The organism is Microbacterium sp. SORGH_AS_0888 (genome assembly GCF_030818905.1).
Taxonomy (GTDB): Bacteria; Actinomycetota; Actinomycetes; order Actinomycetales; family Microbacteriaceae; genus Microbacterium.
The window spans coordinates 1041951-1057456 of record NZ_JAUTAZ010000001.1; the positions used below are offsets into that span (position 1 = coordinate 1041951).

The following is a 15506-nucleotide window of genomic DNA, read 5'->3' on the forward strand; positions in this document are numbered from 1 at the left end:
CCGCACGGGGGGCGAGCCGTTCCGCGGCCTCACGGGCATGCCTCCGTAGACTCTCACCGTGAACACGAGCCAGCGCGCGGATCCGCTGATCGGCCGACTGGTCGACGGGCGCTACCGCGTGCGCGCCCGGATCGCCCGCGGCGGCATGGCCACCGTGTACGTCGCGACCGATCTGCGACTGGAGCGCCGCGTCGCGCTGAAGGTCATGCACGGTCACCTCAGCGACGACAGCGTGTTCCAGAGCCGATTCATCCAGGAGGCCCGTGCGGCCGCACGTCTGGCCGATCCGCACGTGGTGAACGTGTTCGACCAGGGCCAGGACGAGGACATGGCGTACCTCGTGATGGAGTATCTGCCGGGCATGACGCTGCGCGACCTCATGCGGGAGCAGCGGCGCCTGAGCGTGCCGCAGACGATCACCATCATGGATGCGATCCTGTCGGGTCTCGCGGCCGCCCACCGCGCCGGGATCGTCCATCGCGACGTCAAGCCCGAGAACGTGCTGCTCGCCGAGGACGGCCGCATCAAGATCGGCGACTTCGGCCTCGCCCGCGCCACGACCGCGAACACGGCGAGCGGCCAGATGCTGCTCGGCACGATCGCCTATCTCGCTCCCGAGCTCGTGACGCGCGGGACCGCCGACGCACGCAGCGACATCTACGCGCTCGGGATCATGCTCTACGAGATGCTCACGGGCGAGCAGCCGTACAAGGGCGAGCAGCCCATGCAGATCGCCTATCAGCACGCGACCGACTCGGTGCCACGCCCGAGCGCGAAGAACCCGGGTGTGCCGGATCAGCTCGACGAGCTCGTCCTGTGGGCCACGGAGCGCTCCCCCGACGGGCGTCCCGCCGACGCCGACGAGATGCTGCGCCGCCTCCGGGACATCGAGGCCGAGCTCGGCATCGCACCGCAGGTCGCGCGGACCCTCGCGGTCGGGACGGCCGTGGAGCGCGCCGGTCTCGACTCGGGCGAGGTCACCAAGGCGATGCCGATGACCGTCACCGCCGGGATCCCGGTGGCCGCGGAGGCCGACAACGCGGCCCTGCTGCGACGCGGGTCGCGTCGTCGCGCCGCCCGGGGCGGGTGGCTGCTCGTGCTCGTGCTGCTGCTCGCGGCGGCGGCGGGCGCGGGCGGCTGGTGGTTCGGGTCCGGACCCGGTTCCCTGATCTCCGTGCCGGCGGTGTCCGACCTGCCCTACGACGAGGCGGCGGGGGTCGTGACCGCGCAGGGGCTGCAGGTCGAGCGCGGCGAGGAGTACGCGCTCGACGTCGCGAGCGGGCTCGTGATCCGCAGCGAGCCGGATGCCGGCAGCCGGGTCGACAAGGCCTCGACCGTACGGCTCGTGGTCTCCATCGGCCCGCAGCCGCACGATCTCCCCGCACTGGGCGGGATGTCGCTCTCCGAGGCCCGGAACGCCCTCTCCGCGGCCGTGGTCACCTTCGGCGACGCTGCCAAGGAGTTCTCGGATGCGCCGGCGGACACCGTCCTCTCGGCGACCGTGACCCCGCGCGGCGGCGGCGACGCCGTCGACTGCACGAAGGGCTGCACGGTCCACGAGGGAGACACCGCCGCGCTGACCGCCTCGCTCGGCCCGCTGCCGGACGTGACAGGCAAGAGCGTCGCGGACGCATCCACGATCCTCAGCGGCGTCGGCATGAAGGTGCAGTCCTCCGAGGAGTACAGCGACAGCGTCGACAGCGGCAGGGTCATCGGCATCGGCGACCGCGACGGCGGCGGAAACTGGCGACCGGGCGACACCGTGACCCTGCGCGTCTCGAAGGGACCGCAGCTGTTCCCGGTGCCGAACGTGGTCGGCATGACGCGCGATCGAGCCAAGCAGCAGCTCGAGATCGCCGGCTTCGAGGTGACCTACAACGCGAGCTGGAACCTGTTCCCGGACTCCGTGACCTCGGTGACGGCGCAGAACCCCGCCGCGAACAGCCAGCGCGCCAAGGGGACGACCGTGACGCTGTCGATCAGCGGCTCGTTCTGATCCCCCGCTCCCGCGGTCGCAGAAACGCGCGGAGGTCGCAGGTTTCTCGAGGAATCCTGCGACCTCCGCGCGTTCATGCGCCGATGGCGGCTCAGAGCCGCTCGAGCTCCTCGGCGACGAGGAAGGCGAGCTCGAGGCTCTGCATGTGGTTGAGGCGCGGGTCGCACAGGCTCTCGTAGCGCGTCGCGAGGGTCGCCTCGTCGATGTGCTCCGACCCGCCCAGGCACTCCGTGACGTCGTCGCCCGTGAGCTCCACGTGGATGCCGCCGGGGAACGTGCCGACGGCGCGATGCGCCTCGAAGAAGCCGCGGACCTCGTCCACGACGTCGTCGAAGCGTCGCGTCTTGTAGCCGTTCTGCGAGGTGATGCCGTTGCCGTGCATGGGGTCGGTGACCCACAGCGGGGTGGCTCCCGCATCCTTCACGGCCTCCAGCAGCGGCGGCAGCGCGTCGCGGATCTTGCCCGCGCCCATCCGCGTGATGAACGTGAGCCGGCCGGGCTCCCGCTCCGGGTCGAGCTTGTCGATGAGGGCGAGCGCCGTCTCGGGCGTCGTGGCGGGCCCGAGCTTCACGCCGATGGGGTTGCGGATCTTCGAGAAGTAGTCGACGTGCGCACCGTCGAGCTCGCGCGTGCGCTCGCCGATCCACAGGAAGTGCCCCGAGGTGTTGTACGGCGTTCCCGTGCGCGAGTCGATCCGCGTCATGGGTCGCTCGTAGTCCATCAGCAGACCCTCGTGGCCCGTGTAGAACTCGACGCGGCGGAGCTCGTCGAAGTCGGCGCCGGCCGCCTCCATGAACTTGATCGCCCGGTCGATCTCGGTCGCGAGGCGCTCGTAGCGCTGATTCGCGGGGTTCGCCGCGAAGCCCTTGTTCCAGCTGTGGACCTCGCGGAGGTCGGCGAAGCCGCCCTGCGTGAACGCGCGGATGAGGTTCAGCGTCGAGGCCGAGGTGTGGTACGCCTTCAGCAGGCGCGCCGGATCGGCGCGTCGGGAGGCCTCCGTGAAGTCGTAGCCGTTGACGATGTCGCCGCGGTAGGGCGGGAAGCGTGACATCACCGCGGGTCTCGGTGTCGCTGGAGCGCGGCTTGGCGAACTGCCCCGCCATGCGCCCCATCTTGACGACGGGCATCGACGCGCCGTACGTGAGCACGACGGCCATCTGCAGGACCGTCTTGATGCGGTTGCGGATCTGCTCCGCCGTCGCGCCCGCGAAGGTCTCGGCGCAGTCGCCGCCCTGGAGCAGGAAGGCGCGTCCGGCGGCGGCGGCGGCGAGCCGGTCGCGGAGGATGTCGACTTCGCCGGCGAACACCAGCGGAGGAAGCGTGGCGAGCTCGGCGGAGACCGCGGCGACGGCGCCGGGGTCCGACCACTGGGGCTGCTGCTTGATCGGGAGGGCACGCCAGTCGTCGAGCGTGTCGGGCAGGGAGTGCATCGGATCAGTCTAGTGGCGCGGCGGCGTCGGCCGGTGCCGCGAGACGGTCCTTCACGCTGGACGCGTAGACGTCGTCGTAGCGCTGCGCGCCCAGACGCTGCAGCGCGACCATGATCTCGTCCGTGACCGATCGCAGGACGTAGCGGTCGCCCTCGAACCCTTCGAAGCGGGAGAAGTCGAGCGGCTCGCCGATGATCATCCCGACACGTCCGATGCGCGGGATCGTGCGCCCGATCGGCATGACCTGGTCGGTGTCGACCATCACGACGGGGATGACGGGGACCTTCGCCTCCAGCGCCATCCGGGCAAGGCCCGTGCGACCGCGGTACAGGCGGCCGTCGGGACTGCGCGTGCCCTCCGGGTAGATGCCCAGCAGGTCACCGCGGCCGAGCACCTGAAGCCCCGTGTTGAGAGCGGCCTCGGATGCCTGGCCTCCGGAGCGGTCGATCGGGATCTGTCCCGTCGCCTTCATGAACATGCGCGTCGCCCAGCCTTTGAGGCCCGTCCCGGTGAAGTAGTCGCTCTTGGCGAGGAACGCCATCGGCCGGTCGATCATGAGCGGCAGGAAGATCGAGTCGGACACCGACAGATGGTTGCTCGCGAGGATCGCCGCCCCCGAGGCGGGCACGTTCCGCCGGCCGACGATCCACGGCCGGAAGGTGGCCTTGAGCAGCGGCCCGACGAGCACGTACTTCATCAGCCAGTAGAACATGGTGCTCAGTCTTGCGGAGCGAGGGCCCGGCGCGCGAGATCCGCCGCGCCGATCACGCCCGCGTCGTTGGTCAGTCGCGCGACCGCGAAGTCCGCGACGGGACGGGATCCGTACGCCGGCATCGCGGCGGCGAACGCCTCCCGCATGGGCGCGAGCAGCACGTCCCCCAGCTGCGAGACTCCCCCGCCGATCACGAACCGCTCCGGGTCCAGCACGGCGGCCAGGCTCCCGCACGCGGTCCCGACGGCGGTGGCGACGCGGTGCAGCGCCTCCCGCGCTCCCGGATCGGATGCCGCGACGAGCCGCGAGATCTCCTCGCCCGGGATGTGGCCGAGCTTGTCCCGCACGGCACGCAGTCCCGCCCCGATGCCGAAGGCCGCATCCCGCGCGATCTCCTCGGCCTCGTGCTGCAGCGCCCGGCCGGAGCCGTAGACCTCGAGACAGCCGCGTCGGCCGCAGCCGCAGGTGCGTCCATCGGGGATCAGCCGCACGTGCCCGAGCTCGGCGCCGATCCCGTGGCCGCCGCGGAAGAGCTCGCCGTCGATCACGACCGCACCGCCGACACCGGTGCCCAGGGTGAGCATGACGACATCGCTGAGCTCCTCGCCGGCGCCGAAGCGGTACTCCGCCCAGCCGGCCGCGTTGGCGTCGTTCTCGACGACGATCCGCACCCCCGTCAGCGCCTGCAGCTTGTCGCGCAGCGGCTCATCGCGCCAGGCGATGTTCGGCGCGAAGTAGACGGTCGAACGGTCGCGGTCGATGAAGCCGGCGGCTGCGACGCCGGCCACGGCCTCCTCGCCGTCGGCCAGCTCGGTGATCATGTCGGCCACGACAGTCTGGATGCCCGACACCGATGCCGGAGTCGCCACCCGCGCACGCCGGACGATCTGACCGGAGGGGTCGACGACACCCCCTGCGATCTTGGTGCCGCCGATGTCGATACCCACTGCCCGCACGCTTCGTCCCTCCGTCGTTCGGCCTCCAACAGCGTAGTGCGCACGCCCCGCACCGCAGACGCGCGCACCGGACGGCATCCGGAACACCGCATCACAGTGGGACTGAGTCTCACGTGTGAGTAGACTCAAGTCTCACGAAGTGCACCGGTATCGAAGGAGCTGCCGCCCATGACCGTCGTAAAGTTCGACATCCCCGCGATCGTTCCCGCGGCCCCGAACGACAACATCACCGATCTGCTCGAGCAGCGGGTCGCCGCGACGCCCGACCGCGCGCTGTTCGCCGTCCCGGACGGCGACCGCTGGCGCGACATCACCGCAGCCGAGTTCCGCCGCCAGGTGCAGGTGCTCGCGAAGGGGTTCGTGGCAGCGGGCATCCAGCCCGGCGAGAAGGTCGGCTTCCTCGCCCGCACGACCTACGACTGGACACTGGTCGACTTCGCGCTCTTCTACGCCGGGGCCGTGATGGTCCCGATCTACGAGACGAGCTCGCCGAGCCAGATCGAGTGGATCCTGTCGGACTCGGGCGCGATCGCGTGCCTCGTCGAGAGCGCCGAGCACGCCGCGCGTCTCGAGGAGGTGCGCGGGAAGCTGCCGATGATCCGCGAGAGCTGGCGGATGGATGCGGGCGACCTGGACCGGATCTCGGCCGCGGGCGCCGACATCCCTGACGAGGAGATCGAACGGCGCCGGAACCTCGCCGTGGGCGCCGACATCGCCACCCTGATCTACACCTCGGGCTCGACGGGACGGCCCAAGGGATGCGTGCTCACGCACAGCAACTTCGTCGAGCTCGCCCGCAACGCGGCGACCTCGCTGCGGGAGGTCGTCGAGACCCCGGGCGCCTCCACCGTGCTGTTCATCACGACGGCCCACGTGTTCGCGCGGTTCATCTCGATCCTCGACATCCATGCCGGGGTGAAGACCGGGCACCAGCCCGACACGCGCCACCTCGTCGAGGCGCTCGGGACCTTCAAGCCCACGTTCCTGCTCGCCGTCCCGCGCGTGTTCGAGAAGGTCTACAACTCCGCCGAGCAGAAGGCCGAGGCCGGCGGCAAGGGGAAGATCTTCCGCGCCGCGGTCGCCGCGGCGGTCGAGCACTCCCGACGGCTGCAGGACGGGGAGCGGATCCCGCTCGGCCTGAAGCTGAAGTTCGCGCTGTTCGACAAGCTCGTCTACGGCAAGCTGCGCGACGCGATGGGCGGCAACGTGGTCTACGCGATCTCGGGCTCGGCCCCGCTCGGCCCGCGTCTCGGACACTTCTTCCACAGCCTCGGCGTGACGATCCTGGAGGGCTACGGCCTGACCGAGACGACCGCTCCCGCGACCGTGAACCAGGCGCGCAAGGCCAAGATCGGGACGGTCGGGCCCGCGCTCCCGGGCGTCGGGGTGCGCACGGCCGAGGACGGCGAGATCGAGGTGCGCGGCATCAACGTCTTCAAGGAGTACTGGCGCAACCCGGAGGCGACCGCGGCGGCCTTCGACGGCGAGTGGTTCCGCACGGGCGACATCGGCTCGTTCGACTCCGAGGGGTTCCTCACCATCACGGGCCGCAAGAAGGAGATCATCGTCACGGCGGGCGGCAAGAACGTCGCCCCGGCGGCGCTCGAGGACCCGATCCGCGGGAACCCCATCGTGGGACAGGTCGTCGTGGTCGGCGATCAGAAGCCGTTCATCGCGGCGCTCGTGACCCTCGATCCCGAGATGCTGCCGGCGTGGCTGGAGAACAACGGGCTGCCCAAGGACATGAGGCTCGAGGACGCCGCGTCCCACCCGGCCGTCCGTGCCGAGGTGCAGCGAGCCGTCGATCGCGCGAACGAGGGCGTCTCCCGAGCCGAGTCGATCCGCAAGTTCACGATCCTGCCGACGGAGTGGACGGAGGCCAGTGGGCACCTGACTCCGAAGCTCTCGATCAAGCGGAACGTCATCCTGCACGACTTCGCGGACGAGATCGAGGAGATCTACAGCGAGCCGGCGAACACGACGAACGTCTCGCTGCCCTGAGGCCCGGTCCGCGAGGGCGGGCTCAGAACCAGTCGCTCTCGCGCACCTCTCGCAGGGCTGTGCGCCGGCGCTGCGCGTCGAGCCGGTCGAGGTAGAGGTGCCCGTCGAGGTGGTCGGTCTCGTGCTGCAGCGCCTGCGCGAGCAGTCCGTCCCCCTCCAGGACGACCGGTCGCCCGTCGAGGTCGATGCCCTCCACCCGCGCGTGCGGATGGCGCATGACCTCGTGCCAGAGCCCGGGGACCGAGAGACATCCCTCGCCCGTCAGCTCCGGCTCGCCCTCGACCGAGACGAGGACGGGATTGAGCACGTACCCGATGTCGCCGTCGATGTTGTAGCTGAAGGCGCGCAGGCCGACGCCGATCTGGGGGGCAGCGACGCCCGCGCGGCCCGGGAGCTCGACCGTGTCGAGCAGGTCGCGCACGAGTGCGCGCACCCCGTCGTCGATCTTCTCGATCGCCGCACTCGGGGACTTCAGCACGGGATCGCCGAACAGGCGGATGGGACGGACCGTCATGGCCTGCTCACGCTGCCGTCACGGTGCGGGGCGCCAGGCCCTCGACGACCGTCGCGGCGAGCTGACGGGCCGCCTCGCGCGTGGCGCCTTCGAGGTCGGCGAACGAGATCACGCCGCCGGTCGCGAGGAGCGCGTCGTACGGGATGCGCACGACGGCGCGTACTCGCGTGCGGAAGTGCTCCTCCACCTCGGTCGCGCGCACGAGGGGCACGCCGGGGCGGGAGGTGTTGAGCACGACGACCGCCTCACGGGCGAGCTCCCCGTAGCCGTTGGTCTCGAGCCACGTGAGCGTCTCGGACGCGAGCCGGGCCTCGTCCACGCTGAGGCCCGCCACGATGACGAGCCCGTCGGCCGCCGTGAGCGTCGCGTCCATGACGGAGTGGACGATTCCGGTGCCTGTGTCGGTGAGCACGATCGAGTAGTAGTGCGCGGCCAGCTCCGCGACGTCGCGGTAGTCGCTGTCGTTGAAGGCCTCCGACACCCGGGGATCGGCGTCGGAGGCGAGCACGTCCAGGCGCGTGCGGTCGCGCGCGACGACCGCCGACAGCTCGTTGAAGCCGTGCACCTGCGTGCGAGCACGGGAGAGGTCGCGGACGGTCTTGCCGCCCGCGGCGCCGATGCGGTCGGCGAGCGTGCCGCGATCCGGGTTGGCGTCGACGGCGATCACACGGTCCTCACGGGCGTCGGCGAGGGCCATGCCGAGAAGCGTCGTCACGGTCGTCTTGCCGACGCCGCCCTTGCGGGAGAGCACGGCCACGAACCGGGCGCCGCCGGAGAGCGGGGCGGCGATGCGCGCGTCGAGCGCCTTGCGCTCGCGGGCACGACGGCTGTCGCCGAGGTTGATGCGGCGGGCGCTCAACGTGTATACGAGGTGCGGCCAGAGCCCCGCGGGCTCGGCCTTGGGGAGGCGGCCCGTCTCGACGAGGCGATCGTGCGTGAGCAGGTCGGGGCTCTCACGGTCGGCCGTGCGCTCCCCCACGCGCTTGGCGGCCAGCGCGACCGTCGCGGTGTCGACGTGATGGCGACGGAGCGCGGGCACGGATGTCGACGCGGGCGCGGATGCGGCGGCGCCCGTCACCGTGACGGGATCCGCCTCGACGGGCGCGGCGTTCGTGACGGGGTCGGGTTCGGCCGGATGCGAGGCGGCGACGCGATCCTCGGCGCCGCGGTCGGCGACATCCCGCGCCTCGACCGACTCCGCGCGCGAGACGGGCTCGGACTCGGAGGCCTCGGCCTCGACGACGTTCGGCACCACGGCCGCGGCGGCGTCCGGCACGGGGGCGGCATCGGACTCGCGCGACGCGAGGGACGGCTCCTCCGGCTCGACCGTGACGGCCTCGACCGCGAGCGTCTCGACCGCACGGACGGTGACGGGAGCGGGGACGTCGTGCAGGGGCTCGGCCTCGGCGATGACGACGTCCTCGCCGTCCTCGGTCTCCGCGGCGATCGGGCACGGCAGGTCGTCCTCGACCAGGTCGTCGTCGGCGTGCTCGACCGGGAGCACGATGGAGACCTGAGCGGTCTGGGTTCCGAGGTCGATCGCGGCGGCATCGACGCTCGCGCTCGGCACGACCTCGAGGTCTTCGGGGTCGGGTTCGGGGCGATCAGGCATGCTGTGAGACTCCTATCAGGCGCCATCGCGCCCGGAACAGGCTAACCGGCGGGTCGGACGACGACCAAAAGGTCGCCGGCCTCCACCTGCGCCGTCGCCGGGATCGCCAGGCGCTCGACGACCCCGTCGACCGGGCTCGTGATGGCGGCCTCCATCTTCATCGCCTCGATCGAGGCGATCGCCTGGCCGGCCGCGACCGTCTCGCCGACCGCCGTCTTCAGGCTCACGACGCCCGAGAACGGCGCCGCGACCTGGCCGGGCCTGCTCGTGTCCGCCTTCTCTGTCGGACGCGCCTCGACCGTGATGCTGCGATCGCGCACGAAGACCGGTCGCAGCTGACCGTTCAGCGTCGTCATGACGGTGCGCATGCCCTTCTCGTCCGCCTCGCCGATCGCCTCGAGCCCGACGTAGAGCTGCACACCGGGGTCGATCTCGGCGACGTGCTCCTCACCCGGCTTCAGGCCGTACAGGTAGTCCGGCGTGCCGAGCTTGGAGAGGTCGCCGTAGGCCTCACGGGTGGCTTCGAACTCCTTCGCGGGTCCGGGGAACAGCAGACGGTTGAGCGTGCGCCGGCGTCCGTCGGCGTCGCCCGCGAGCGCGTCGCGCTCCTCGTCGCTGATCGGCTGCACCCCGATCGAGACCTCGCGACCGGCCAGCACGCGGGATCGGAACGGCTCCGGCCACCCGCCGGGAAGGTCACCGAGCTCGCCCGCCATGAACCGGACGACGGAGTCCGGGATGTCGTAGCTCTGCGGGTTCTGCTCGAAATCTGCCGGATCGGCGTCGGCGGCGACGAGGGCGAGCGCGAGGTCGCCCACGACCTTCGACGACGGCGTCACCTTGGGGATGCGGCCGAGGATGCGGTCGGCGGCCGCGTACATGTCCTCGATGCGCTCGAAGTCGTCGGCGAGCCCCAGTGCGATGGCCTGCTGACGCAGGTTCGAGAGCTGACCGCCCGGGATCTCGTGGTGGTACACGCGCCCGGTCGGGGCCGGGAGCCCGGACTCGAACGGACGGTAGAGCTGACGCACGCCCTCCCAGTAGGGCTCGAGGTCGCTGACCGCCTGCAGGTCCAGGCCCGTGTCGCGGTCGGTGTGCGCGAGCGCGGCCACGAGCGCCGAGAGCGAGGGCTGGCTCGTGGTTCCCGACAGCGGCGCGGCGGCGGCGTCGACCGCATCCGCGCCGGCGGCGGATGCGGCGAGGAGCGTCGCCAGCTGTCCGCCGGCGGTGTCGTGCGTGTGCACGTGCACCGGCAGATCGAAGCGCTCGCGCAGCGCCCGGACGAGCCGGGCGGCGGCGGCGGGACGCAGGAGGCCCGCCATGTCCTTCACGGCGAGCACGTGCGCGCCCGACGCGGCGATCTCGTCCGCCAGGCGCAGGTAGTAGTCGAGCGTGTAGAGCGTCTCGGCCGGGTCGAGCAGGTCGCCGGTGTAGCAGACCGCGACCTCGGCCAGCGTGGTGCCGGTCTCGAGCACGGAGTCGATCGCGGGTCGCATCTGCGAGACGTCGTTGAGCGCGTCGAAGATGCGGAAGACGTCCACTCCCGTGGCCGCCGCCTCCCGCACGAACGCATCCGTCACCTCGACCGGGCGCGGCGTGTAGCCCACCGTGTTGCGCCCGCGCAGCAGCATCTGGATCGGGATGTTCGGCATCGCCTCGCGCAGCGCCTCCAGCCGCTCCCACGGGTCCTCGGCGAGGAAGCGGAGGGCGACGTCGTAGGTCGCCCCGCCCCAGGCCTCGACCGAGAGGAGCTGGGGCGTCATGCGGGCCACGTGGGGCCCTACCCGCACGAGATCGCGCGTGCGCACCCGGGTCGCGAGCAGCGACTGATGAGCGTCTCGGTAGGTCGTCTCGGTGACCGCGAGCGCCGTCTGCTCGCGCAGCGCCCGCGCGAAGCCCGCGGGTCCGAGCTCCTGCAGGCGCTGGCGGGCCGCGGCGGGCGGCGGCGAGGACAGATCGATCGCGGGCAGCTTGCTGCCCGGCGACACCGACACCGGCTTCTCGCCGTAGGGGCGGTTGACCGTGACGTCGGCGAGCCAGTTCAGGAGCTTCGTCGCACGGTCGCGCGAGGGGTCGCGCCGGAGCAGCTCCGGGCGTTCGTCGATGAACGACGTGCTGAGGTCGCCGGCCGCGAAGGCCGGGTCGTCGAGCACCGCACGGAGGAAGGGGATGTTGGTGGACACGCCCCGGATGCGGAACTCCGCGAGGGCCCGCCGAGCTCGGGCGACGGCGGCGGGGAAATCACGACCGCGGCACGTGAGCTTCGCGAGCATCGAGTCGAAGTGCGGGCTGATCTGGGAGCCGGCGGCGGTGGTGCCGCCGTCGAGACGGATGCCGGCGCCGCCGGGAGAACGGTAGGTCGTGATCCGACCGGTGTCCGGGCGGAACCCCTGCGAGGGGTCCTCGGTCGTGATGCGGCACTGCAGCGCGGCGCCGCGCAGCTGGATGTCCTCCTGCCTGAGGCCGAGCTCCTCGAGCGTGGCTCCGGCGGCGATGCGCATCTGCGACTGGACGAGGTCGACATCCGTCACCTCCTCGGTGACGGTGTGCTCGACCTGGATGCGCGGGTTCATCTCGATGAAGACGACCTCGCCCGCGCGCGGTCCCGCCGTCTCGAGGAGGAACTCCACGGTTCCCGCGTTCTGGTATCCGATCGAGCGGGCGAAGGCGACGGCGTAGCGGTGCAGGTCGGCGCGCACCCGCGGGTCGAGGTTCGGCGCGGGCGCGATCTCGATCACCTTCTGGTGACGCCGCTGCACCGAGCAGTCGCGTTCGAACAGGTGCACCGTCTCCCCCGCGCCGTCCGCGAGGATCTGCACCTCGACGTGGCGCGGGCGCTGCACGGCCTGCTCGAGGAACACGCGGGCGTCGCCGAAGGCGCTGCCGGCCTCGCGCATCGCCTCGGCGATCGCGGGCGCGAGCTCGTCCTTCGTCTCGACGCGACGCATCCCCCGCCCGCCGCCGCCGGCGACGGCCTTGACGAAGATGGGGAAGCCGATCCCGTCGGACTGCGCGACGAGCGCGTCGACGTCGTCCGACGCCTCGGTCGAGCGCAACACGGGAACCCCGGCGGCGATCGCGTGCTGCTTCGCGGTGACCTTGTTGCCCGCCATCTCCAGCACGGACGCGGGTGGGCCGATGAAGACGATCCCGTTGGCGGCCGCCTTCTCGGCGAGCTCCGGGTTCTCGGAGAGGAAGCCGTAACCGGGGTAGATCGCGTCGGCGCCGGCCTCGAGCGCGACGCGGATGATCTCGTCGACGTCCAGATACGCGCGGACCGGGTGCCCGCGCTCGCCGATCTCGTAGGACTCGTCGGCCTTCTGCCGGTGCAGCGATCCGCGATCCTCCCACGGGAAGACGGCGACCGTGCGCGCCCCCACCTCGTAGGCCGCACGGAAGGCGCGGATCGCGATCTCACCGCGGTTGGCGACCAGGATCTTCTGGAACATGCAAGAACCTCGCATCCAGGGAAGGGATGTCGGACGTCCACGCCGACCGTTGCGCGGACCGAGTGTGCTCACAGCCTAGGGGAAGGTAACGTAGACGATCGTGCATGTCCTTTCCGTCAGCTCGCTCAAGGGCGGTGTCGGCAAGACGACCGTCACACTGGGTCTCGCCTCCGCCGCGTTCGCCCGGGGTGTGCGGACTCTCGTCGTCGACCTCGACCCGCAGTCCGACGTGTCCACCGGCATGGACATCCAGGTCGCGGGGCGCCTGAACATCGCCGACGTGCTGGCCAACCCGAAGGAGAAGGTGGTCCGCCAGGCCATCACCTCCAGCGGCTGGACCAAGGTCCATCCCGGCACGATCGACGTGCTCATCGGCAGCCCGTCGGCCATCAACTTCGATGGGCCGCACCCGAGCGTCCGCGACGTGTGGAAGCTCGAGGAGGCCCTCGCGGGCGTCGAGGCCGACTACGACCTCGTGCTCATCGACTGCGCACCCTCCCTGAACGCGCTCACCCGCACCGCGTGGGCCGCGAGCGACCGCGTGGTCGTGGTCACCGAGCCGGGCCTGTTCTCGGTCGCCGCCGCCGACCGCGCACTGCGGGCGATCGAGGAGATCCGTCGCGGGCTCTCACCGCGGCTGCAGCCGCTGGGCATCGTCGTCAACCGCGTGCGACCGCAGTCGATCGAGCACCAGTTCCGTATCAAGGAGCTGCGCGACATGTTCGGGCCGCTCGTGCTCTCCCCCCAGCTGCCGGAGCGAACCTCGCTGCAGCAGGCCCAGGGAGCGGCCAAGCCGCTGCACATCTGGCCGGGCGAGTCGGCACAGGAGCTCGCGGGCGACTTCGACGCGCTGCTGGACCGCATCATGCGCATCGGCCGCATCCCGTCCCCCGAGGACACCCCCGCGTCCTGACGCGCCCCGTCATCCCCGTTCCTCCTTGCGAAGGCGCACGCGCATCACGAATACACATCCGATCAACGCGCTCGGATGTGGAGTCGGTGAGGGGATGTGGACTCGCGGGACGGTGACGCGGGTCAGGCCGTACGGCGCGCGCGGCGCGCTGCCAGCTCGTCGGCCTGATCGGGAGACTGCGGGTCGAAGTCCACGAGCGTCGACTCGACCTCGCGAAGCACCTTGCCGACGGCGATGCCGAAGACGCCCTGCCCGCGGCTCACGAGGTCGATGACCTCGTCGTTCGACGTGCACAGGTACACCGAGGCGCCATCGCTCATGAGCGTCGTGCCCGTCAGGTCACGGATGCCCGCGGCGCGCAGCTGCTCGACAGCGGTCCGGATCTGCTGCAGCGAGATGCCGGTGTCCAGCAGTCGCTTGACGAGCTTCAGGACGAGGATGTCGCGGAAGCCGTAGAGCCGCTGGGATCCCGAGCCGCTGGCACCGCGCACGGTCGGCTCGACGAGCTCCGTCCGGGCCCAGTAGTCGAGCTGGCGGTAGGTGATCCCCGCTGCGCGGGCGGCGACGGCCCCCCGGTATCCGACCTCGTCACTCATCTCGGGCAGACCGTCCGTGAAAAGGAGGTCGTCCGCGAAGCCCGAATCGCCTGCGGTCATACCGGGGCCCTCCTTTTCCACATGTTCCCCTCCACGCTAGAGGAGCACCCCAGACGGAGCAATGACATCCGCGCGCAGCACCCGGCGTGTCGCCGATTCATTCGAGACGGTCGAGCGCGGAGCGCACGAGCGCGTCCCGCACCTCGGCCAGCCGTCGCGCCAGTTCCGGCGCGACCTCCGCCGCACGCCCCCTGGACGCGCTGTCGGTGCGGCGCCGCAGGGGCATGAGCGCGGACTCCACCAGCGCCACGTCCCGTTCCGCGCTCTGACGCAGCGCGCGCAGATGACGCGGCTCGATGCCGTGCCGGTCGAGCGCGACGAGGGAGCGCAGCAGCGACAGCGCGCGCTCGTCGTAGCTGTCCGCGCCCGTGATGAGACCGAGACCGATCGCGTCGTTGAGCAGCTGGGGGGCGGCGCCGGCCTCGCGGAGCAGGTCGTCGCGTCGATAGCGGCGCTGCGGGGGCACGATCGAGGGGGGCACGGCGGTCGGCGTCGCGGGTGAGCGACCCGCGTCGAGGTCGTCGAGGTACTCGCGGATCACCTGCAGCGGCAGATAGTGGTCACGCTGGAGGGTGAGCGCCGCCCGCAGCCGCTCGACATCCGCCGAGGTGAACTTGCGGTACCCGGACTCGGTGCGCCGCGGGGTGACGATGCCCTGGACCTCGAGGAACCGCAGCTTGCTGGAGGTCAGCGAGGGGAACTCGGGCGAGAGCGACGCGAGCACCTGACCGATGCTCAGCAGCCCCTGCGCCGCCCCTCTGCCGCGCGCGGAGGCAGAGGCCATCAGGCGTCGGCCGCCAGGTCGGCGGGCGAGACGAAGAAGGTGAGGCGGAACTTGCCGATCCGGACCTCGGCACCGTTCGCGAGAGCGGAACGGTCGACGCGATCGCCGTTGACGTAGGTGCCGTTGAGGGACCGCTGATCCACGATCTCGAAAGACGTGCCCACGCGGGTGATCTCCGCGTGCCGGCGCGAGACGGTCACGTCGTCGAAGAAGATGTCGGCGTCGGGGTGGCGGCCCACCGTCGTGACGTCGGTGTCGAGCAGGTAGCGTGCGCCGGTGGTGGGGCCGGAACGGACGATCAGCAGTGCGGACCGCGTCGGCAGGGCCTCGATCGCCTCCATCTCGGCGTCGGTGAGCTCACTGCCGAACGGGACGAACGACAGGTCGGAATCATGTCCGAACGTCTGCGTCGTGTCGTGCCGCGGCTTCTCGCCGGCCCGACGGATGCCGTCATCGTGCTGCTGTTCCATGTCGTCCTCCCTC

Annotated in this window: 11 protein-coding genes and 1 pseudogene; 3 read left to right on the forward strand and 9 right to left on the reverse strand. The window is 71.2% G+C overall.

Translation table 11 applies throughout. The features are described 5' to 3' along the window. Positions 1 to 58: 58 nt before the first annotated feature. A complete protein-coding gene (pknB, locus tag QE381_RS05175; protein ID WP_307216065.1) occupies positions 59 to 1996 on the forward strand; it encodes a Stk1 family PASTA domain-containing Ser/Thr kinase in 1938 nt (645 codons plus the stop codon). A gap of 91 nt (positions 1997 to 2087) precedes the next feature. On the opposite strand, the pseudogene QE381_RS05180 reads toward pknB, so the two are convergent. From QE381_RS05180 to QE381_RS05190, 3 genes and pseudogenes are all read right to left on the reverse strand, one after another. Next, a pseudogene (locus QE381_RS05180) lies at positions 2088 to 3426 on the reverse strand (class II 3-deoxy-7-phosphoheptulonate synthase). A 4-nt stretch (positions 3427 to 3430) separates the two neighbouring features. Next, on the reverse strand, positions 3431 to 4138 hold the full coding sequence (locus tag QE381_RS05185) for a 1-acyl-sn-glycerol-3-phosphate acyltransferase (RefSeq protein ID WP_307216067.1): 708 nt from the start codon (positions 4136 to 4138) through the stop codon (positions 3431 to 3433). Between the two features lie 5 nt (positions 4139 to 4143). Next, positions 4144 to 5094, reverse strand: a complete 951-nt coding sequence (locus QE381_RS05190; RefSeq protein WP_307216070.1) for an ROK family glucokinase — start codon at positions 5092 to 5094, stop codon at positions 4144 to 4146. A gap of 168 nt (positions 5095 to 5262) precedes the next feature. Here QE381_RS05190 and QE381_RS05195 point away from each other — a divergent pair, with 168 nt between their 5' ends. Then, the gene (locus QE381_RS05195; protein ID WP_307216072.1) at positions 5263 to 7095 is read left to right on the forward strand and encodes a long-chain fatty acid--CoA ligase; all 1833 of its coding nucleotides are present in this window, start codon (positions 5263 to 5265) and stop codon (positions 7093 to 7095) included. 22 nt (positions 7096 to 7117) lie between these two features. On the opposite strand, the gene def is transcribed toward QE381_RS05195, so the two are convergent. Genes def through QE381_RS05210 form a run of 3 tightly spaced genes read right to left on the reverse strand, consistent with a single transcriptional unit; the run spans position 7118 to position 12670 of the window. Further along, complete coding sequence (gene def / locus QE381_RS05200; protein WP_307216074.1) at positions 7118 to 7609, reverse strand: peptide deformylase; 492 nt, start codon at positions 7607 to 7609, stop codon at positions 7118 to 7120. Between the two features lie 7 nt (positions 7610 to 7616). Further along, the gene (locus tag QE381_RS05205) at positions 7617 to 9221 is read right to left on the reverse strand and encodes a MinD/ParA family protein (RefSeq protein WP_307216075.1); all 1605 of its coding nucleotides are present in this window, start codon (positions 9219 to 9221) and stop codon (positions 7617 to 7619) included. Between the two features lie 41 nt (positions 9222 to 9262). Continuing rightward, entirely contained in the window at positions 9263 to 12670 is a 3408-nt protein-coding gene (locus QE381_RS05210) for a pyruvate carboxylase (RefSeq protein ID WP_307216078.1), read from the reverse strand. A 100-nt stretch (positions 12671 to 12770) separates the two neighbouring features. Here QE381_RS05210 and QE381_RS05215 point away from each other — a divergent pair, with 100 nt between their 5' ends. After that, positions 12771 to 13583, forward strand: coding sequence for a ParA family protein (locus tag QE381_RS05215; protein ID WP_307216080.1), 813 nt, complete (start codon positions 12771 to 12773; stop codon positions 13581 to 13583). A gap of 122 nt (positions 13584 to 13705) precedes the next feature. Here the strand turns inward: QE381_RS05215 and QE381_RS05220 are convergent, their stop codons facing one another. The 3 genes from QE381_RS05220 to QE381_RS05230 all read right to left on the reverse strand — a co-directional run bounded on the left by QE381_RS05220 (position 13706) and on the right by QE381_RS05230 (position 15493). Beyond that, on the reverse strand, positions 13706 to 14239 hold the full coding sequence (locus QE381_RS05220) for a MerR family transcriptional regulator (protein ID WP_307216082.1): 534 nt from the start codon (positions 14237 to 14239) through the stop codon (positions 13706 to 13708). A 97-nt stretch (positions 14240 to 14336) separates the two neighbouring features. Further along, a complete protein-coding gene (locus QE381_RS05225; protein WP_307216084.1) occupies positions 14337 to 15023 on the reverse strand; it encodes a MerR family transcriptional regulator in 687 nt (228 codons plus the stop codon). Continuing rightward, positions 15023 to 15493 (reverse strand): FHA domain-containing protein, encoded by a 471-nt coding sequence (locus QE381_RS05230; protein WP_307216086.1) that lies wholly within the window; start codon positions 15491 to 15493, stop codon positions 15023 to 15025. Before QE381_RS05230 ends, QE381_RS05225 begins: the two co-directional genes overlap by 1 nt. Positions 15494 to 15506 lie beyond the last annotated feature (13 nt).